Annotated in this window: 19 protein-coding genes; 13 read left to right on the forward strand and 6 right to left on the reverse strand. The window is 34.9% G+C overall.

The genetic code is table 11. The features are described from left to right. Nucleotides 1-452: 452 nt before the first annotated feature. From AACZ49_RS07270 to AACZ49_RS07280, 3 genes are all read left to right on the forward strand, one after another. Nucleotides 453-818 carry a hypothetical protein gene (locus AACZ49_RS07270; RefSeq protein ID WP_339653005.1) on the forward strand — a complete coding sequence of 122 codons (366 nt, stop codon included), beginning with the start codon at nucleotides 453-455 and terminating at the stop codon, nucleotides 816-818. A gap of 628 nt (nucleotides 819-1,446) precedes the next feature. Continuing rightward, entirely contained in the window at nucleotides 1,447-2,427 is a 981-nt protein-coding gene (locus AACZ49_RS07275; protein ID WP_335635663.1) for a ribonucleotide-diphosphate reductase subunit beta, read from the forward strand. 171 nt (nucleotides 2,428-2,598) lie between these two features. Further along, nucleotides 2,599-5,082 (forward strand): ribonucleoside-diphosphate reductase subunit alpha, encoded by a 2,484-nt coding sequence (locus tag AACZ49_RS07280; protein ID WP_339653009.1) that lies wholly within the window; start codon nucleotides 2,599-2,601, stop codon nucleotides 5,080-5,082. A 577-nt stretch (nucleotides 5,083-5,659) separates the two neighbouring features. On the opposite strand, the gene AACZ49_RS07285 is transcribed toward AACZ49_RS07280, so the two are convergent. The 3 genes from AACZ49_RS07285 to AACZ49_RS07295 form a co-directional block, all read right to left on the reverse strand. Continuing rightward, nucleotides 5,660-6,577: a TIM barrel protein gene (locus AACZ49_RS07285; RefSeq protein ID WP_339653010.1), complete on the reverse strand. Its 918-nt coding sequence runs from the start codon at nucleotides 6,575-6,577 to the stop codon at nucleotides 5,660-5,662. A gap of 83 nt (nucleotides 6,578-6,660) precedes the next feature. After that, nucleotides 6,661-7,308: a gluconate 2-dehydrogenase subunit 3 family protein gene (locus tag AACZ49_RS07290; protein WP_339653012.1), complete on the reverse strand. Its 648-nt coding sequence runs from the start codon at nucleotides 7,306-7,308 to the stop codon at nucleotides 6,661-6,663. Beyond that, the gene (locus AACZ49_RS07295; RefSeq protein ID WP_339653013.1) at nucleotides 7,308-9,020 is read right to left on the reverse strand and encodes a GMC family oxidoreductase; all 1,713 of its coding nucleotides are present in this window, start codon (nucleotides 9,018-9,020) and stop codon (nucleotides 7,308-7,310) included. The genes AACZ49_RS07290 and AACZ49_RS07295 overlap by 1 nt, the downstream gene beginning before the upstream one ends. Nucleotides 9,021-9,191: 171 nt before the next feature. On the opposite strand from AACZ49_RS07295, the gene AACZ49_RS07300 reads away from it, so the two are divergent. The 4 genes from AACZ49_RS07300 (at nucleotide 9,192) to AACZ49_RS07315 (ending at nucleotide 13,163) form a co-directional block, all read left to right on the forward strand. Further along, nucleotides 9,192-10,184 (forward strand): sugar phosphate isomerase/epimerase family protein, encoded by a 993-nt coding sequence (locus AACZ49_RS07300; protein ID WP_339653015.1) that lies wholly within the window; start codon nucleotides 9,192-9,194, stop codon nucleotides 10,182-10,184. A 17-nt stretch (nucleotides 10,185-10,201) separates the two neighbouring features. Then, nucleotides 10,202-10,645 (forward strand): DinB family protein, encoded by a 444-nt coding sequence (locus tag AACZ49_RS07305; protein ID WP_339653017.1) that lies wholly within the window; start codon nucleotides 10,202-10,204, stop codon nucleotides 10,643-10,645. Then, nucleotides 10,646-11,875: a nucleoside permease gene (locus tag AACZ49_RS07310; RefSeq protein ID WP_339653019.1), complete on the forward strand. Its 1,230-nt coding sequence runs from the start codon at nucleotides 10,646-10,648 to the stop codon at nucleotides 11,873-11,875. A 148-nt stretch (nucleotides 11,876-12,023) separates the two neighbouring features. Continuing rightward, the gene (locus tag AACZ49_RS07315; RefSeq protein ID WP_339653021.1) at nucleotides 12,024-13,163 is read left to right on the forward strand and encodes a Gfo/Idh/MocA family oxidoreductase; all 1,140 of its coding nucleotides are present in this window, start codon (nucleotides 12,024-12,026) and stop codon (nucleotides 13,161-13,163) included. A gap of 70 nt (nucleotides 13,164-13,233) precedes the next feature. Here the strand turns inward: AACZ49_RS07315 and AACZ49_RS07320 are convergent, their stop codons facing one another. Together AACZ49_RS07320 and AACZ49_RS07325 are read right to left on the reverse strand one after the other, a co-directional pair. Continuing rightward, nucleotides 13,234-13,692 carry an ASCH domain-containing protein gene (locus AACZ49_RS07320; protein ID WP_339653023.1) on the reverse strand — a complete coding sequence of 153 codons (459 nt, stop codon included), beginning with the start codon at nucleotides 13,690-13,692 and terminating at the stop codon, nucleotides 13,234-13,236. 57 nt (nucleotides 13,693-13,749) lie between these two features. Continuing rightward, nucleotides 13,750-15,453, reverse strand: coding sequence for a GMC family oxidoreductase (locus AACZ49_RS07325; protein WP_339653025.1), 1,704 nt, complete (start codon nucleotides 15,451-15,453; stop codon nucleotides 13,750-13,752). 159 nt (nucleotides 15,454-15,612) lie between these two features. Here AACZ49_RS07325 and AACZ49_RS07330 point away from each other — a divergent pair, with 159 nt between their 5' ends. From AACZ49_RS07330 to nadD, 6 genes are all read left to right on the forward strand, one after another. Then, nucleotides 15,613-16,665: a sugar phosphate isomerase/epimerase gene (locus tag AACZ49_RS07330; protein ID WP_339653027.1), complete on the forward strand. Its 1,053-nt coding sequence runs from the start codon at nucleotides 15,613-15,615 to the stop codon at nucleotides 16,663-16,665. Between the two features lie 11 nt (nucleotides 16,666-16,676). Next, nucleotides 16,677-17,414 carry a DUF1080 domain-containing protein gene (locus AACZ49_RS07335; RefSeq protein ID WP_339653029.1) on the forward strand — a complete coding sequence of 246 codons (738 nt, stop codon included), beginning with the start codon at nucleotides 16,677-16,679 and terminating at the stop codon, nucleotides 17,412-17,414. A gap of 14 nt (nucleotides 17,415-17,428) precedes the next feature. Further along, on the forward strand, nucleotides 17,429-18,250 hold the full coding sequence (locus AACZ49_RS07340; RefSeq protein WP_339653031.1) for a DUF1080 domain-containing protein: 822 nt from the start codon (nucleotides 17,429-17,431) through the stop codon (nucleotides 18,248-18,250). A 136-nt stretch (nucleotides 18,251-18,386) separates the two neighbouring features. After that, on the forward strand, nucleotides 18,387-19,244 hold the full coding sequence (locus tag AACZ49_RS07345) for a YicC/YloC family endoribonuclease (protein ID WP_339653032.1): 858 nt from the start codon (nucleotides 18,387-18,389) through the stop codon (nucleotides 19,242-19,244). Further along, nucleotides 19,245-19,826: a guanylate kinase gene (gene gmk / locus AACZ49_RS07350; RefSeq protein ID WP_339653033.1), complete on the forward strand. Its 582-nt coding sequence runs from the start codon at nucleotides 19,245-19,247 to the stop codon at nucleotides 19,824-19,826. A 6-nt stretch (nucleotides 19,827-19,832) separates the two neighbouring features. Next, the gene (nadD, locus tag AACZ49_RS07355; RefSeq protein ID WP_339653034.1) at nucleotides 19,833-20,417 is read left to right on the forward strand and encodes a nicotinate (nicotinamide) nucleotide adenylyltransferase; all 585 of its coding nucleotides are present in this window, start codon (nucleotides 19,833-19,835) and stop codon (nucleotides 20,415-20,417) included. Here nadD and AACZ49_RS07360 read toward each other — a convergent pair. Beyond that, on the reverse strand, nucleotides 20,414-21,133 hold the full coding sequence (locus tag AACZ49_RS07360) for a DUF6503 family protein (protein WP_339653036.1): 720 nt from the start codon (nucleotides 21,131-21,133) through the stop codon (nucleotides 20,414-20,416). The genes nadD and AACZ49_RS07360 overlap by 4 nt on opposite strands. Between the last annotated feature and the right edge of the window lie 26 nt (nucleotides 21,134-21,159).

Genomic DNA, 21,159 nt, shown 5'->3' on the forward strand with positions numbered 1-21,159 from the left:
GGATGAAATTCTCGTATAATCGGTTGAAAATGTAATAATGATGTTAAAATTCTCTGAATTTTAGAGTAGTTGAAAGGAAAGGATTATATATCTTAAGAAATGGGGTTCTCTTCAATATTCGTAAAGGCAGTTTACACAAAAAAAGGGACAGGTTATACAATACTACTGTAATGCTTTCCATCTTAATTTTACCTTTATAAAAATTTAGAATTAGTTTAATACCTAATAAACATGAGAAAATGCAGCATAATGTTCACGTTATTTATAGTTTTCTTGGTGATTGCTTCTAAAGCTTTTTAAGCTGAAAGTGAATTAAGCGAAAATTTGGTAATGGGTAATAAAATTATGGAACAACCAATAATTCGGCCATGAATGTTTTTTTACGTTAGCATGTAATCTATGATTCCAATAATAGGTAAGTATCTTAAATTATTTTTTTTGGTTTTATACCTTTGTTTCTGCTTTCTAGCGGTTCAAAGCCAATTTTAGATTACCCTGCTATTAAGAGTGGGGCTTGTAAGTTTAATATTACGGGTAAGTATAATTTAAAAATTGAAGGTATTGCGTCCTTTCAAAATAGTTTAGAAGAAGATGTATGGGGGAACAGTCATAATAGGTTAACACTAAATTTTGTTCCGAATGGTAATGCTGAAGTACAAACAATCGAATTTATAATTGCTTCGAACAAGATTGCTGAAAATGAAATATTTACTGGATCTTATAGAAGTAAAACCTTGAATGGGTTATTTCATGGGTTTGACGGTGTTTATGATTTTACGGATATAAATGGGTCTAATGAGTTTCCTTTTTTTTATTAGAAAAAGGAGATATTGGAATTCTTAAAAAACCTTGAAAATGCTATTGAAGGTAATCTAGAGGTACAGTTTAAAAATGTAAATGGAGAATCTTTAAATATTAAAGGTTCTTTTATTGATGAAATAAAAATATATTTGCAAAAAAAAGTTAGTACGGTTCTTTATAAAATAGTGTATGTTATTTTATTTCTGATGTTTTGAGCGCCAATATGCGTGAGGTTACGGATTATCCGTATAATTACATTCTAAGAAAAGGTTTCGGGGGAACTACCTTTAATTAGTCTTGGTGGGCATTATTCATAATATGATCATTAGAGGGGCCGTACATTTTTTGTCAATTCTTACACATTCCTAAATAGTTAACATTAATAAACCATCTAGTATCATTTTTTATACTTTTTGGTTTATATTTTTTTGTTCAATATTTGAAAAAGTTACACCAAAGAATAGATTAGTCTTAGGGTAATGAACATCACCTGTGAACCTAGATTTCAACATTTTGTGTTAAAAACTTTGTTGCCTAAATGATAAAACACCCTTTAAAAATTGAATGCATTTTTGAATCTTTGTTAGTCCCTACAAGAAGGTAGAATTCATCTTCTTTATAACTAATTTTTTAAAATTTAATTATATGTCCACAGCCCTAGAGCCTATTTTGGAAGAAAATGCAGACCGTTTTGTTATATTCCCTATAAAACACCATGATTTATGGGATTGGTATAAAAAATGTGAAGCTTGTTTCTGGACAGCGGAAGAAATCGATTTAAGCGAAGACTTAAATGATTGGAATAATAAGTTGAATGATGACGAGCGATATTTTGTTAAACACATCCTTGCATTTTTTGCCGCTTCTGATGGAATCGTAAATGAAAATTTAGCTGAGAATTTTGTAAGTGAAGTTCAATATGCAGAGGCCAAGTTTTTCTACGGATTTCAGATTATGATGGAGAATATCCATTCAGAAACATATTCTTTATTAATCGATACCTATGTGAAGGACGAGAAAGAAAAGAATATACTGTTTAAGGCATTGGAGAATTTCCCTGCAATTAAGAAAAAAGCAGACTGGGCCTTAAACTGGATAGAGTCTCCAAGTTTTGCAGAGCGATTAATTGCCTTTGCGGCCGTAGAAGGTATTTTCTTTTCAGGTGCGTTTTGTTCAATTTTCTGGTTAAAGAAAAGAGGATTAATGCCAGGCTTGACCTTTTCTAATGAGTTGATCTCTAGAGATGAGGGGATGCATTGCGACTACGCTGTGCATTTACACAACAAACATTTAATCAACAAGGTGCCAAAAGAGAGAATCACTGCGATTTTAACTGAAGCACTTGATATAGAACGTGAATTTATTACAGAATCGTTACCAGCAAGTTTAATAGGAATGAATTCTAAGTTGATGACACAGTATCTAGAGTTTGTTACGGATAGACTTCTTGTGGAACTAGAGTGCGATAGGGTTTATAATACGACAAACCCATTCGACTTTATGGATATGATTTCACTACAAGGAAAAACAAACTTCTTTGAGAAAAGAGTTGCTGAATATCAGAAGGCAGGGGTAATGAATAATGATGAAGAAGCTCAAAAAATCAGTTTCGATGCGGATTTTTAAGTATAATAAATATCCAATTATAACGAGTACAACTGGTAAGATTTTTGAACCATAGTAGAGAATAACAAATTTAATTTTGCCTACACTTTTTAGTAACGCTTACCCTAATAACTAAAACTTGTAAACATTGATGACCTATAGTAATAACCTTTAAAAAATAACAGTAGCCATATGTATGTAATAAAAAGAGACGGAAGAAAAGAGTTGATCATGTTTGACAAGATCACCGCCCGAGTAAGAAAATTATGTTATGGTCTTAATGGACTTGTAGATCCTTTGAAAGTTGCTATGCGAGTTATCGAAGGGCTTTATGACGGGGTTACTACTTCAGAATTGGATAATCTAGCAGCAGAAATCGCTGCAACAATGACGACGACACACCCAGACTACGCAAAATTGGCTGCGCGTATTTCAGTTTCTAATTTACACAAGAATACAAAGAAGTCGTTTTCTGAAACAATGGAGGACCTTTACTTGTATGTTAATCCAAGAACAGGAAAAAAGGCACCGCTATTATCAGACGAAGTGCACAAGGTTATTGCTGAGAATGCAGAGCTTTTAGATTCTACGATTATTTATAACCGAGATTTTGGCTACGACTACTTCGGTTTTAAAACGTTAGAACGTTCTTACCTTTTAAAATTGAACGGTAAAATTGCTGAACGTCCGCAACATATGTTAATGCGTGTTTCTGTTGGTATCCATTTAAATGATTTGGATTCAGCAATAGAAACCTATGAGTTGATGTCTAAGAAATATTTTACACACGCTACACCAACATTGTTTAATTCTGGCACCCCAAAACCTCAAATGTCATCATGTTTTCTTCTGGCTATGAAAGATGATAGTATTGATGGTATTTACGATACTTTGAAGCAAACTGCAAAGATTTCTCAATCTGCCGGTGGTATTGGTCTATCTATACATAATGTTAGAGCTACAGGTTCTTATATTGCTGGCACGAACGGTACCTCTAATGGTATTGTGCCTATGTTACAGGTGTTTAATGATACTGCTCGTTATGTTGATCAAGGAGGCGGAAAGCGTAAAGGAAGTTTTGCTATTTATATGGAGCCATGGCATGCTGATATTTATGAGTTTCTTGACTTGAAAAAGAATCATGGAAAAGAAGAAATGCGTGCTAGAGATTTATTCTATGCTATGTGGATTTCTGATTTGTTCATGAGAAGGGTTGAAGCAAATGAAGATTGGACATTAATGTGCCCTAATGAATGTCCGGATTTGTATAATAGACATAGTGAGGAGTTCGAAAAATTATATCTTAAATACGAAGAAGAAGGTAAAGGTCGAAAGAAAGTAAAGGCACGTGAATTATGGGAGAAAATCTTAGAATCACAGATTGAGACTGGTACACCGTATATGCTGTATAAAGATGCAGCCAACCGTAAGAGTAATCAGAAAAACTTAGGTACTATACGTTCTTCTAACTTATGTACTGAAATAATGGAATACACCTCACCAGATGAGGTTGCAGTATGTAATTTGGCCTCTATAGCGTTGCCAATGTTTATTAAGAACGGAGAGTTCGACCATAAAGAATTGTTTAAGGTTACAAAACGTGTAACTAAAAACTTAAATAAAGTAATCGATAGAAACTACTACCCGGTAAAGGAAGCGGAAAATTCGAATATGCGTCATAGACCAATTGGTCTTGGTGTTCAAGGTTTAGCTGATGCTTTTATAATGCTGCGTTTACCATTTACAAGTGATGAAGCTAAGAAGTTAAATCAAGAAATTTTTGAAACCTTGTATTTTGCTGCGGTAACAGCTTCTGTTGAAATGGCAAAAGAAGAAGGTCCTTATTCTACTTTTGAAGGTTCGCCAATGTCTAAAGGTGAATTTCAACATAATATGTGGGGAATTAAAGACGACGAATTATCTGGAAGATGGGACTGGGAAAAACTAAGAAAAGAAGTTGTAAAAAATGGTGTGCGAAATTCATTATTGGTTGCCCCTATGCCAACAGCTTCTACTTCTCAAATATTGGGTAATAACGAATGCTTTGAACCTTACACTTCAAATATTTATACAAGACGTGTACTTTCAGGTGAATTCATTGTGGTTAATAAACACCTTTTAGAGGATTTAGTTGGCTTAGGAATGTGGAACGAGAATATGAAGCAAGATTTAATGCGCGCAAATGGCTCAATTCAACATATAGAGACGATACCGAAAGATATACGAGATTTGTATAAAACCGTTTGGGAGCTAAGTATGAAAGATATCATCGATATGTCTAGACATAGAGGTTACTTCATTGATCAAAGTCAATCTTTAAATTTATTTATGGAGAACGCAAACTATTCTAAATTGACTTCTATGCACTTCTACGCTTGGAAAAGTGGTTTAAAAACGGGAATGTATTACCTACGTACTAAAGCGGCCGTAGATGCAATTAAATTCACTTTAGATAACTCTAAGAAGAAAGAAATACCTGTAGCAGAAGCTGTTGAAGCGGATGTTGTAACAGCTGTCGTTAATGGGGCAGTAGTAAATACAGAAGCAACTGTTTCTAAGGTTGCTCCACAAGCTGAGCTAGATATAAAACCAATGTCTCCACAAGAGATGAAAGAAATGATTGCAAGGGCGAAGGAAGGTCAAGCAGATGATGATTGTTTAATGTGTGGTTCTTAAGTAGTAATGCAGATACATAATAAAAAAAGACCCCTTTATTAAGGGGTCTTTTTTTATTTACGACCTAAGCCAAGGTTAAGTCAGGGGATTCTTATTTATCATTCTTGATATATGGCTTCAACACAGTTGAAAATAATAATGCAGCTGCATAGATTATCAAAATGGTGACATACTTTTCCATAGCTTAAGTATATTGATATAAGTTATATACGAATAAATACTCTTTTTGGATTACGGAAATTTAATGGTGTCATTAAATAAACTGTTAAATGTTAACCTAAGGGCGTTTTTAAAATTCGTCCACTTAAAGATTAGGTTTGATCGATATAATTTAAGGGAATCTGTTTTTATCATCTTATATATATAATAAGATAATTTTGAGGCCAAAAATAAACCGGCGTAAACAAGTAATGCTTGTAGATATGGGGACATATACAAATGTACAAATAAGTAGGTTGATTCTTACAAATTAATAATGCATTTTATCGAAATATTATAATATTTCGATAAAATGCATTATTACTATATCCTTAAATATATTGTTGAATGAGATTACATTAGAAGGTTTATAATGATGTTATAAAAAGTCATCCTCATGCTTGTAAGCGTTTATCACTGCTTGTTCGCCTTCTTTCCCATCTTTTGAGTTACCATGTTCCATTCCAAGAACTCCGTCGAAACCTTTTTTATGAATCCATTTAAAAACGTTTCGGTAATTTATTTCACCTGTAGTAGGCTCGTTTCTACCAGGGTTATCACCAATTTGTATATACGCTATTTCATCCCAGGTTAGGTTCATGTTGTGTATTAAATGGCCTTCATTTTTTTGCATATGATAGATATCGTAAAGTATTTTACAAGATGGACTATTAACGCCTTTACAAATCAAGTAAGTTTGCTCAGAGGTCTGCAAATGAAGATCAGGAGAATCTGACAAAGGTTCTAATACCATGGTCAGTCCATGAGGTTCTAAAATTTCAGCACCTCGGCGTAAAGCCTCAATAACATTGGCATTTTGAATACCAATGGGTAAGTTTCTCTCATATCCACCTGGTACAACTGTCATCCATTTAGCATTAACTCTTTTTGCCGTATCTACTGCCTTGCGACATCCGTTTAAAAAAATATCTAAATGTTCTTGTTTTCCTGCAGCAAGTGTATTTTCCATGTTTCCACCTTTGTCTACAACAAAAACTCCCATTGTCATACCTCGTTTAGCTAAAGTTTCGCCCATTTTTTCTTGTAGGGCTACATCTCTTTTCATCATGCCGTTATCCTCAAAGGCTTTGAATCCCTGATCGGCCATAAAATTTATCTGGTCTATAGGGTTATCTCCTGCTAAATTTTTAAACATGCCTATGTGTGGAGCATATTTCAGATTAAAATTATAAGAGTTCTTTGGACTATAAATCGTGTTTGCCTGCATTAATGAGCTGCCAACTGTAAAAGCGCCTGTGCTTAGTGCTGTTTTTTGAATAAAACTTCTTCTTTTCATTTTATAGGGATTAAAACTAAAAAAGCCAAGAGGTGGATTTTTTTTCTCACTCTTGGCTTTTTTAAATTAAATTTTTACTTGGTTTATAAAGACCATGCCTTTCCACCAGTAAGCTCTTGTACATCACCACATGCAATATACTCGCCAGGTACAGGAAGATATTCTAAAACTTCTTCTCCCACATATTCAGAAGCTTTATAGCCCCAAATGACCAAGCCTCGTAAATTATTTGCAAATGCAAACCTTGTAGTTTCGTCATCCAATGTAGAAGTTTTACCTTCTTCAATTGCTTCGGTGTACTTATTAATAGATTCAAGCATTGCTGTTTGGTCTTCTTTAGAGTACTTTAATGAACTAGCTACAACTGGCTCTAAATCTTCAGCGGTTAAATCATCTGCTTTTACTTTTCCAGAATCGGCCAAAGCTTTATCTAAAAATTTCCCCATCGACATTTTGAAAAGATCCTGTTGATTCTTTTCCATTACCTCATTGGCGAACTTGTCAATAAAAATATCGACCTGAACTTCTGATGCTGATAATGTGTCTGTTTTTGGTAAGATAATATCAACCAATTTAGTCAAAACACTACCTTCACTTTGAGTTAAGAAGTCAGGAGTCCATGTTATGGCTGGTTCATTTTTACAACTCTGTACAATGCTTAATAATGTTGGAGTTGCCACCATATATCCAAGTGACAGCCCCATATTTTTCAATACGCGTCTTCTATCCATTATATATTTCCTTTTTTAAGTTCCTTAACTGCATGGTCAGCAGCTCTAGCCGTAAAGGCCATGTAAGTTAATGATGGGTTTACACAATTTGCAGAAGTCATGAACGAACCATCTGTAACATAAACGTTTGGCACATCATGTAATTGATTGTTTCCATTTAATACAGAAGTTTTTCTGTCTCTACCCATACGTGCGGTTCCCATTTCATGAATACCCAAACCAAGTGCACCAGGATTATCATAAGGTGTAACATCCCTTAAGCCAGCTTTGGTCAACATATCTACGGCAGATTGTTTCATATCTTCACGCATCTTCCATTCGTTTTCTTTGAATTCTGCATCAAACGTAACCGTGGGTAAGCCCCAATCATCCAATTTGTCATAATCTAACGTGAATCTGTTTTCTTCGTAAGGAAGTACTTCACCAAATCCTGTCATACCAAATGTCCATCCGCCTGGTTTCAATACAGCATCTTTTAATTCTTTACCATAGGCCAATTCAGCGACGGTATCTTCCCAGTTTCCTCTTGAAGCTCCACCTTGATAACCAAAACCTCTTTTGTATCCTGGCATTTCAGATTTACCACCTAGGTTTCTAAATCTTGGTATATAGATACCACTTGGTTTACGACCTTTGTAATAATTATCTTCAAAACCGTCGAATTTACCACTTGCACCAACACCTAAATGGTGGTCCATGATGTTTCTACCTAATTGGTCAGACTCATTACCCATACCATTAGGGAAGGTATCGGATTTTGATTGCATTAATATTGATGTAGATGCAATAGCAGATGCACAAAGGAAAATTACTTTTGCCTTAAATTCAAACGTTTCTTTTGTAACTCGGTCAATTACTTTAACACCTGTAGCTTTTTTAGTGTTTGGGTCATACATTACTTCATGTACAATGGAGTCTGGTCTAAGAGTCATGTTGCCAGTTGCTTCTGCTGCTGGTAATGTAGATGATAGACTGCTAAAATATGCTCCAAAAGGACACCCCCTTATACATCTGTTTCTAAATTGACATTTACTTCTACCATCAAATTGTTTAGTTCCAGTTATATGCGCAGTACGGCCTGCTGTAACTACTCGGCCATCAAAATTTTCTGCTACTTTTTCTTTAAAATGTTGCTCAACACAGTTGAGTTCCATCATAGGTAAAAAATCACTGTCAGGTAACTGAGGTAAGTTTAGTGCTTCACCACTAACCCCTATATAATCTTCAACTTTAGAGTACCAAGGTGCTATATCCTTATACCTTACAGGCCAATCGATAGAAATACCTTCTTTTTTATTTGCATTAAAATCTATATCACTCCAACGGTAACTTTGGCGTCCCCACTGTAAAGAACGACCTCCTAAGTGATAACCGCGCATCCAATCGAAACGTTTAGTTTCGTTGTAAGGATGTTCATTATCATTTACAAACCACATATGGCTTGCTTGACTTGTAGTATACCCAGTTCTATTCTGCTTGGGCTGTTGCTCAATTATTTCCTTAGTTGCTTCACCACCATTAGGAAAGTCCCATGGGTCTTTATTTGCAGTAACGTAGTCATCTATATGTTTTACCATTCGACCACGCTCTAAAACTAAAGTCTTTAGACCGGCTTCACATAGTTCTTTAGCGGCCCAACCACCGCTAATACCCGTTCCTACAACTATAGCGTCGTAAGACTCTTGCTCTTCATTGTAATAAAATTTGCTCATAAAAGTTGTTTATTCTTTAAATTTATTAAATATAAAATTAATTCTATACATTTAATGTCCATTCTTCTTGCGAAATTCGCTAAAATTAGCATAAAGTAAGAGCAATTAACTATTTTAATATTTAAAAGTGACCCTTAATGTTATAATTAAAGTTTTACCAAACTATCAAATATGAAAAGAAAAAGTTTTATTCGAATTGCCTCAGTTGTAGGCATTGGAATCTCGTTATTAGGAACTTACGCTTGTAAGGAAACGAAAAAAGAAAAGGTTGAAAATTCTGAAATCGTTAAAAGTGACAGTAACTCAGAACCATTTTTTGAATTATCATTGGCTCAATGGTCAATACATAAAATGATTAATGAAGGTGGAGTAGATCCATATACATTTGCGGAGAAAGCCAAAAATTGGGGCTTTACAGGTTTAGAGTATGTAAGTCAGCTGTATAATCCGGAATTGTCCGATGCGGGTTATTCTGAAGAGGCAATGGCGAATTTTGTTGCTAAATCGAATGCAGAGGCAAAAAAGTACGGAATGAAGAATGTTTTGATCATGATAGATGGTCAAGGTAATCTTGCTGTAAGTGATGAGGCCGAACGAAATGAAACGGTGGAGAAACATAAAAAATGGGTCGATGCAGCTGCTGCAATGGGCTGTCATGCAATACGTGTAAATTTAAACGGAAGTAATATTCCCGAAGAATGGAAAGCTAATGCAGTAGATGGTTTAACAAAATTAGCTACTTATGCGAAAACCAAAAACATCAATATTTTGGTTGAAAACCATGGTGGCTTATCATCTAATGGTGAACTTCATGCAGAAGTGATGAAAACCGTGAATATGGATAACTGCGGAAGTCTGCCTGATTTTGGTAATTTTTGTATAGAACGTAAACCTGATAGTTGGGATTGTTTAAAGGAATATGATAAGTACAAAGGTGTAAAGGAACTTATGCCATACGCAAAAGCTGTAAGTGCTAAATCAAATAATTTCGATGCCGATGGATATGATACGGGTATAGATTATGTTAAAATGCTAAAAATTGTTAATGAAGCTGGATACACTGGGTTCATTGGTGTTGAATTCGAAGGTTCTGAAATAAGCGAGGAAGCTGGAATAATTGCTACCAGAGATCTATTGTTAAAAGCAGCAAAGGAAATAGAATAATCTAGACCGAATCGAATATGAAGGCCTTTTTTAATGAAATTTTTGATTACAATTTTCAGTGTAACAAAAAACTTATCGATGAATGTTTAGGACTATCTGAAGTGTCACCAAAAACCAAAAGTTTATTTGGTCATATACTAAATGCACATCATATTTGGAATGCTCGCATATTACAAAAGGCAACTGAGTATGATGTTTGGCAAGAACATGATATTAAAGATTGGGCTGATATTCATTATGAGAATCAACGCAGCTCTTTTGATATCTTAACCAATGCTGACAGATTTGATCAACGTATAGATTATGAAAATTCTGAGGGTAGACTTTTTACAAATACCTTAAAAGATATGCTGTTTCATATTATAAACCATTCTACAAATCATAGAGGACAAATAGCTGTAGAATTTAGAAGCAATGGTGTAACTCCCGTAAGTTTAGATTATATTCATTACAAAAGGTAAATGAAAAACAACGTCAGACTACAGCTTTGCTTTATGATGTTTTTAGAGTTTTTTATTTGGGGAGCATGGTTTGTTACCCTGGGTACTTTCCTTGGAAATAATTTAAAAGCTACAGATGGTGAAATCGCATTGGCATTTTCAACACAATCTTGGGGAGCCATTATTGCTCCCTTTGTTATTGGAATTATTGCTGATAGGTATTTTAATGCCGAACGTATTTTAGGAATTTTACACCTTTTAGGAGCTGTTCTTATGTACTTCATGTATCAAAGTACAGAATTTAATGTGTTTTATCTTTTAGTTTTGGGGTATATGATTTTATATATGCCTACCCTGGCCTTGGTTAATTCAGTATCCTTTAATCAAATGAAGAACCCTGCCAAAGAGTTTTCAATGGTTAGGGTGTTTGGAACTTTAGGATGGATTATTGCTGGACTATCCATTAGTTATGTTTTTAATTGGGATCAAGGGAAAAATATTGGAGACGGACTCCTTAGAAATACTTTTTTAATGACTTCGATTGCTTCTTTAATTTTAGGGATATTCAGTTTTACTTTGCCAAAAACACCACCTAGGGCTAAAAGTGAAAATAAGCTTAACCTGAAAGAAATATTAGGGTTAGATTCTCTTAGGTTATTCAAGGATAAAAACTTTTTAATTTTCTTTATTTCGTCGGTTTTAATTTGCATTCCATTGGCCTTTTATTATCAAAATGCGAATCCGTTTTTGGTAGAAGTAGGCATGGATAATCCGACAGGGAAAATGACATTAGGTCAAATTTCTGAAATAGTATTTATGCTGTTATTACCTTTATTTTTTACCAAATTCGGATTTAAAAAAACCATTCTTGTAGCCATGGCTACCTGGGTCGTACGTTATTTATTATTTGCATTTGGAGATGTAGAGGAATTAGGCTTTATGTTAATTATCGGCATTGCACTTCATGGTATTTGTTATGATTTTTTCTTTGTTTCCGGTCAAATTTACACCAATAGTAAAGCCGGAGAAAAATATAAGAGTTCTGCCCAGGGATTAATAACTTTAGCAACCTATGGAGTGGGAATGCTCATTGGTTTTTGGGTAGCTGGTAAGATATCAACAGCCTATTTGTTAAATGATGGAAAACACATTTGGGAAATGATTTGGTTATATCCAGCTGGTTTTGCATTAGTTGTTTTTGTTTTATTTTCGTTTTTCTTTAAAACCGAGAAAATAGACTATCAATCTTAAATAATTTCTTTAAATTAATCCCCTTAAAATAGAATAGAGAAAATAAATTTCATCTTTTTTAAAAAATGATAGTCTAATAAAAAAGGGATAAAAAAATAAATCTATTAGGATTTTTACATAAATATATTTTCAACTTAAACAGATAATAATGCCAAAGAAAATACGCTTAGGAATATTAGGAGGGGGAGGCGATTCCCTTATAGGAGTGCTACACAGAGTAGCTTCACATATTAATGATAATTATCAAATTACAGGTGCAGTTTTCAATCCAGATTTTGAAGCAAATGTTGATTTTGCGAAGGAAATAGATGTTCCTTTGAATAGAATTTATAAAGATTTTGATACTTTAATAGAAGAAGAATTAAAGTTGCCTGAAGATGAACGTATTCAAGTATGTTCGATACTAACACCAAACTTCTTGCACTATCCAATGGCTAAAAAATTATTGGATAATGGATTTCATGTTATCTGTGAAAAACCAATGACAACTTCTTTGGCAGAAGCGAAAGATTTACAAAAATCGCATCAGAAGTCAGGTACTGTTTTCGCTTTGACCCATACATACACAGGTTACCCAATGGTGCGTCAAATGCGCGAAATGATTAAAGCCGGTGCCTTAGGTAAAATTCACAAAGTAGATGCAGTGTATTATCAAGGTTGGATTAATACCATTATTCATGATAAAGAGAAGAGGTCTACTGTTTGGAGATTAGATCCAAAGAAAGCAGGTATAAGCTCGTGTATGGGTGATATAGGTGTTCATGCTTTTAACCTTGTAGAATATACTACAGGTCTTACGGTGAATGAATTACTTTGCGATTTTAATTATCTTTATGAGGACAATAAAATGGATGTAGATGGCACCGTACTTATACGTATGAGCGACCATGTTAAAGGTGTTATTAGAGGTAGTCAAGTTGCTACCGGTGAAGAGAATGGTTTGGCCATTTCTATTTATGGTGAGAAAGGTGCTTTTCGATGGGAGCAGGAGCGTCCAAACTTTTTATATAAATTGAGTGATACAGAGCCTACCCAAGTGTATAAGCCAGGTCATGCTTACAACTCTGAATTGTCATTGGATGGAACAAAACTACCTGCGGGTCACCCAGAAGGAATTTTTGATTCTATGGCCAATATTTATAAAGGAGCAGCAAGGGCTATAAGAGGAGAAAAATATAATGATGGCGAATTCCCTACAATGAAAGATGGTGTTCGAGGTATGAATTTTATTGAGGCTACAGTGGATTCTCATAAAAATGGAAATACTTGGGTTGCATTAGAGAAATAATCAACTATTATCAATATAAAAAAGAGCCGCGATTAGCGGCTCTTTTTGCTTAAAAAAATATTGATATAAATTAAAAAACTTTTTCAAATTCTTGACAAACGATTATCATACTTTCCCTAGGTTCTCTTCCAAATTTTTGTAACTCTCTAGTGTAGTATTCCCAATGGGTTTTTTTCCAGTAGTCGAGCGATTTGTCACCTTCACCCTCTAATTGTGCGTAAGATGCATCAATGCTGAAGTAAGGCTTGAGTTTTACTGCAGTTATACGAACAATACATTGAGCCTCACCTTTCCAATTTGTAATTACCATAAAGTCTCCAATTTTAGGTAGTTTTTCATCGCGGTTTTGTAATCCTAACAAAGAATGTGATATTGCCCTTTTTACACCTTGTTTTGTTAGATCTGCCAACGTATTGGCATCTATTTCATTATCACCAAAAAAAGTTGTCGATGGTGCATGTTCAAATGCATGTTCTAAATGTGCACTTAAATAATTACCCCACATATTTCTGGCCGAAGCATTTTCCATAAGCTAATGTTTACTTGACTCTAACCGAATTAGTTGTCGTTATAGTTTAAATTATAATTAAGAAAATTTTCCAGATTTTAATGACTCAACGGCATGTTCTGCAGCTCTTGCTGTAAAAGCCATATAGGTTAGTGATGGATTTACACAACTTGAAGAGGACATGAAAGCCCCATCCGTAACGTAAACATTTGGCACTAAATGTACTTGGTTGTTTTTGTTTAGAATAGAGGTTTTTGCACTATGTCCCATTCTTGCGCCACCCATTTCATGTATTCCTAGTCCTGGGCCTGTCACCTCATCGTAGGAATTTACATCTTTAAAGCCCGCGGCTTCAAACATTTTTATAATTTGCGCTTTAATGTCTTCACGCATGTTGTATTCGTTCTCCTTGAATTCTACATCAAAATCTAATTGAGGTAGGCCCCATTTATCTTTTTCCGTAGCACTTAATGTTACCCTATTATCATCATAGGGTAAAAATTCACCAAATCCCGTAACGCCAATGGTCCAATGGCCAGGTTTTAGAATTTCTTCTTTAAGTTCTTTTCCGTAGTTCAATTCAGCAATTGCTTCGGTCCAATCACCTCTACTGGCCCTGCCTTGATATCCAAATCCTCTCAAATATCCTTCTTTTTTAGTTTTGTCATCCAAATTAACAAATCGTGGGATATAGAAGCCGGTGGGTTGTCGTCCCTTATAATATTTATCCAAGTATCCGTCAACTTTTGCTGAAGCCCCTAATTTGTAATGATGGTCCATTATTCCTCTTCCCAATGCGTCGGAATCATTGCCCAATCCATTTGGGAATCGTTCAGATTTGGATTGAAGCAATATGCCTACAGAGGCCATTGCCGAAGCACATAGAAATATGATTTTAGCCTTAAATTCTATTTTTTCATTGGTCTCGGCATCAATGATTTTTACACCTGTTGCCATTTTGGTAGCATCGTCATAGATTATTTCATATACGATGGAATTAGGCCTCAAGGTCATGTTACCTGTTCGCTCAGCGGCGGGAAGGGTAGAGGAATTACTGCTAAAATATCCGCCAAATGGGCAACCTCTAGAACAACGATCACGATTTTGACAAGTGCCCCTACCTTCAATTGCGGCATTTGGGTCGGTAATATGCGCGGTACGTCCAATAGTTATTAAACGCCCATCATCAAATTGCGCTGCGGTTGCTTTTTTAAAATCTTCCTCTACACAATTTAACTTCATGGCAGGTTGATATTTACCGTCTGGTAAAACTGCTAAACCTAAATTTTCTCCACTTACACCAATATATTCCTCTACTTTATCATACCATGGTGAAATATCCTTATATCTAACGGGCCAATCTACACCAACACCTTCTTTTTTATTGGCTTCAAAATCAATATCGCTCCAACGGTAGCTTTGTCTGCCCCAGGTAAGTGACCTTCCACCAACTTGATATCCCCTGATCCAATCAAAACGTTTGGTCTCTACATAAGGGTGCTCCAGATCGTTTACGAAAAAATGTTTGTTATCATCTTTAGGGGCCCAGTTTACCCTAGATTGAACATGGTATTTTTTTGTGTCTTCTTGGGACAATTCTCCTTTAAACGGATAATCCCATGGATCGTCGTTCATGGTAGGGTAATCTTTTATGTGCGTTACCATTCTACCGCGCTCCAAAACAAGGGTTTTTAAACCATTCTCTGTTAATTCCTTAGCGGCCCATCCACCACTTATGCCAGTTCCGACTACAATTGCGTCGAATATTTCATTTTGATTCATGCTTGAATTTTTATCTTTTTCTATTGGTATTCCCTATATTTATAGCAAATCTTTAAGGTATTGTAACAAACTGGTTACAATTCTTAAATATAAGATAATTTAACATATTTAAAGTGTTGAATAGAGGAACTAATTCAAACAACAGACTAGTATATTATTATGAAAACAATCAAAGGACCGGCCGTATTTTTAGCACAATTTGTAGATGGTAAAGCACCGTTTAATACCTTGGATGGTATATGTAAATGGGCTTCTGATCTTGGGTATAAGGGAATTCAAATTCCTACTTGGGAAAATTTCTTAATCGATTTGGTTAAAGCGGCAGAAAGTCAAGATTATTGTGACGAGCTAAAAGGTAAGGTGAATTCTTACGGTTTGGAAATAACAGAACTCTCTACACATTTGCAAGGTCAATTAGTGGCGGTACATCCTGCATATGATTTGATGTTTGATTCTTTTGCGCCTAAAGAAGTACATGGTAAGCCAAAAGAAAGAACAAAGTGGGCTATTGAAACTGTAAAAAAAGCTGCAACTGCAAGTAGAAGACTTGGATTAAATGCCCACGCAACATTTTCTGGGTCATTGTTATGGCATACCATGCACCCATGGCCACAACGTCCTGCGGGTTTGGTTGAAATGGGCTTTGAAGAATTGGCAAAAAGATGGACTCCTATTTTAAATCATTTTGATAAAGAAGGGGTCGATGTTTGTTATGAAATTCACCCTGGAGAAGATCTGCATGATGGCGATACTTTTGAACGCTTCTTAGCGGCTACGGGAAATCATAAAAGAGTAAATATACTTTATGACCCAAGTCATTTTGTTTTACAACAACTAGATTATATTACCTATATAGATCATTATCATGAGTTTATAAAATCGTTCCATGTAAAAGATTCTGAGTTTAATCCAACTGGGAAGAAAGGTGCTTTTGGTGGATATAATGATTGGGGAAACAGAGCAGGTAGATATCGTTCTTTGGGTGATGGTCAAATAGATTTTAAGACCATATTCTCTAAATTAACACAATACGGGTGCGATGTTTGGGCTGTAATGGAATGGGAATGTTGTATTAAGAGTCCTGAACAAGGCGCTCGTGAAGGTGCAAAGTTTATTCAAGACCATATCATTGAGGCAACTGAGAAAACATTCGATGATTTTGCCGGTGCTGAAATTGATAAAGAGATGTTGAAAAAAATGTTAGGACTTTAAATAGAAATAGTATGAAAAAAGTAATTGTTAGTATTGCGTTTTTAATATTTTTCATCTCTTGTAAACAAGAAAAGAAAGAAACAACTGAAAAAGTAGTTGAGGAAATGGAAATGCCTGAAAGTGAATGGGAAATTTTATTTGATGGCACATCATTAGATAAATGGAAAGAGTTTCAGAATGATACCGTTGGTGATGTTTGGAAGATTGATGGTGATGCTTTAATTTACACTCCACCATCAGAAGGTGAAGATAACAAAAATCATGACCTTGTTACTAGAGATGAGTATACCAATTTTGTTCTTTCTTTGGAATGGAAAATATCAGAAGCTGGCAATAGTGGTGTTTTTTGGGGGGTGAATGAGGATGCTAAATATAGTACCGGCTATCAAACGGGTCCTGAAGTTCAGATATTAGATAATGATAAACATCCTGATGCAAAAGCTGGCACTACGCATCAAGCAGGTGCGTTATACGATATGGTATCGCCAGCTGAAGATGTTACCAAACCGATAGGTGAATGGAATACCATGGTAATTACTGTAAACCATAAAGATAATATGGGAAATGTTATTTTGAATGGTACTGAAATGGTCACCTTTCCTGTACAAGGCGAAGAATGGGATGCTATGGTGGCAGACTCTAAATTTGCAGGCTGGGATGGTTTTGGTAAGTTTACAACAGGTAAGATCGGATTACAAGACCACGGAAACATTGTGGCGTTTAGAAATATAAAAATCAAACAACTTTAAAAGCATAACCACGTATGAAAAATAAATATTCATTATTACTGTTAGTTACATCTTTTGGTATGATATCATGTCAAGAAAAAGTAGAACAGGTAGAGAAAGAGAAAACTATTGTAGAAGATAGCGTTATTGTATATCATGAGTATATGGGAGATGAACCTACTACGCCCGAAGAAACAGAATTTTATGAGCCAAAAGTGGCGGTAGTTACACCTGGTTCAATAGGCGCTCCGCCAAGTGATGCCGTTGTGTTGTTCAATGGTGCTAATTTGGATAATTGGATAAGCTCAAATGATAGTACCGCTGCCAAATGGCACCTGAATAAAGATGGTAGTATGACCGTTAATGACAAAACGGGCAATATACAGACCAAACAGAATTTTGGTGATATACAACTGCACATTGAATGGAAATCTCCATTGCCAATACAACGTGAAGGTCAAAATAGAGCAAATAGTGGAGTGTTTCTAAATGGTATGTACGAAGTACAGGTTTTAGACCAAAATGATAACCCAACATATGTAAATGGCCAAGTAGGTTCTATTTACAAGCAACATGTACCTTTGGCTATGGCATCTGTTCCAACAGGTGAATGGAATACCTATGATATTATTTATCATGCACCAGAATTTAATGCTGATGGTGGTAAAATAAAGTCAGGTGATATTACAGTAATGCATAATGGTGTTTTGGTTCAGGATCATGTAGAACTTAAAGGTACTACCCCTTATATTGGGTGGCCAAAAAATCCGGCACATGGTAAAGGACCATTATTATTACAAGATCATGGTGATGATAGTCGTGTGAGTTTTAGAAATATTTGGGTTAGGGAATTATAATCTACTTCAAAAAGTATAGTTTAAAGGAGTGAACAAGAGATTATTTTTGTTTGCTCCTTTCTTGTTTATGGATAACGACATGATTGAAATTAAATTTAACAATTATCTTACCTTTGTCTAAATCTAAAATGTATTCATGATTCAATCGATGACCGGCTTCGGAAAGTGTGTAGTTCAATTACCTAATAAAAAAATTACTGTGGAATTAAAATCACTTAACAGTAAAAGTATCGATTTAAATGCGCGTATGCCCTCGAGCTATCGTGAAAAGGAACTTGAACTAAGAAAGATTATCGCAAACTCGCTGCAACGTGGTAAGGTAGATTTTAGTTTATATGTTGAGCTAACGGGAGATGAAACTACTTCTCAAGTAAATGAGGTTGCTGTAAAACAATATATGGCACAGTTGAAAAATATTGCCACAGGTGATGATCTTAGATTGTTAGAAATGGCATTGCGTTTTCCAGATGCCATGAAAACAGCAAAAGAAGATATCGATGAAGAGGAATATGAAGCCATAAAGAAAGCATTACAAGGCGCGTTGGTTGAGATAAATGAATTTAGATCTGAAGAAGGTAGCGTATTAGAGCAAGATTTTTTAGATAGGATAGCTTCATTGAAAAATCTATTAGAAGAGGTGATTAAGATCGATCCAGATCGTCAAAGTACAATTCGTGAACGATTAGAAAAGGCAGTGCAAGATTTAAAGACCGATGTAGATGCCAATAGATTTGAACAGGAACTTATTTATTATTTAGAAAAATACGATATCACCGAAGAGAAAGTACGATTAGCGAACCATTTGGATTATTTTGGAAAAACCCTAAATTCTGACGAAAGCAATGGTAAAAAGTTGGGTTTTATTTCTCAGGAAATAGGTCGTGAAATCAATACCATTGGTTCAAAAGCGAATTATGCGCCAATGCAACAGATTGTGGTTCAAATGAAAGATGAGCTTGAAAAAATTAAAGAACAAATGTTAAATGTGCTATAGATGAAAGGAGGAAAACTTATAATCTTTTCTGCACCCTCTGGCAGTGGGAAAACAACAATCGTACGTCATCTATTGGCTCAACCTGAATTGAATTTGGCTTTCTCTGTATCCGCAACTTCAAGACCAAGAAGAGGCAAAGAGAAGAATAAAGAGCATTATTATTTTATGTCTGTTTCTGAATTTAAAAATCATATTAAAAATGATGATTTTTTGGAATGGGAAGAAGTATACCGAGATAATTTCTATGGCACTTTAAAAAGTGAAGTAGAGCGTTTGTGGGCAGAAGGCAAAAACGTCATTTTTGATATTGATGTTGTGGGTGGGCTTCGAATTAAAAAGAAATTTCCAGAACAAACTTTGGCTGTTTTTGTGAAGCCGCCTAGTGTAGATGAATTAAAAATCAGACTTAAGAAACGAAGTACTGAAAGTGAAGATAAAATAAACATGCGTATCGCAAAGGCTTCTGTTGAATTGGCTACAGCCCCTCAATTTGACAAAATCATTAAAAACTATGATTTAGATGTTGCTTTAAAAGAAGCAGTAGATTTGGTGGCCTCTTTCATTCAGGACGATAAGCAATAAGTGTAGATGAAAAAGGTGGGACTTTATTTCGGAACATTTAACCCGATTCACATTGGTCATTTGGTCATTGCGAACCACATGGTGGAGTTTTCCGATTTAAATGAGGTTTGGTTCGTTGTAACCCCTCAAAGCCCTTTTAAGACTAAGAAAACGCTTTTAGAAAATCATCATAGATATGAAATGGTCTATGAGGCCACAAAAGAATACCCAAAATTACATCCTAGTAAGATTGAGTTCGATCTTCCCCAGCCAAATTATACGGTGAATACCTTGGTGCATTTAGATGAGAAATATCCTTCTGGGTATAGTTTTTCATTGATTATGGGCGAGGATAATTTAAAAGGCCTGCATAAATGGAAGAATTATGAGACCATTTTAGAGAACTATACTATTTACGTGTATCCAAGAATTTCAGAAGGGACTTTAGAATCTCAGTTTATGCAACACAAGAGTATTCATCGGGTTAGTGCACCTATTATGGAAATATCTTCCACCTTTATAAGAAAAGAGCATAAAAACGGAAAGAACATAAAACCCATGTTACCTCCTGAAGTCTGGACTTATATTGATGAAATGAATTTTTATCGTTAGTCTAGTATTTTTCCTTTTACTAGTTTATCAGTTGCTAAATAAACATCCTCTTTATTATAATACCAAGCACGTACCTTCGGAATTTTAATACCGTTAACAGTAATCATCTCGGATAATAATATATATTCACCATCATTTTTACTTTCATCATGAAAGAATTGGTATACTTCCATAGCGTAGGTTTTTGGGTCAAAATAGAAATACCAAGTATCGCTACCAACTTCTTTTTCGTAACCTGCCTTAAGTACTAGATATTCTTTTCCTTTAAAGGTTTTTTTCTGAACTATGGGGTCTATTATAGTGCCAGGGTCCTTTAGCTTCATCGGAAGTCCATACAGATAGGTGTAATAATTTTTCATCATTTTAGCCCTGTCACATGAGATTTTTAGACTATCCTTAACCTTAGCTGAAATAGTAGTACTACCATCTAATTTTAAAGTGCACTCTTCATTATTTAATTCAGATTCTATGGTGAAATTATCTTTTTTAACGGTAGACTTAAAGTAGTTAGAAGGTAAGTCTATTTGTATTGTAGTGCTTCTTATACCGTTATTAGGACTTTCCATTTCAATCTGCATTATGGCGTTAAATGTCTTCCAGTTTCCATCTGGATCATGAAAAGCAATAGCGTGATTCAATAATTCTTCACCTGTTATGTCTTGTGCTTGATTTATAAAATTTAATAAAAGAAAAACAGTCAGTAAATAATACTTCATAAGTTATTTTTAGAAAGACGACATGT

This window comes from uncultured Maribacter sp., from assembly GCF_963975365.1.
Taxonomy (GTDB): domain Bacteria; phylum Bacteroidota; class Bacteroidia; order Flavobacteriales; family Flavobacteriaceae; genus Maribacter.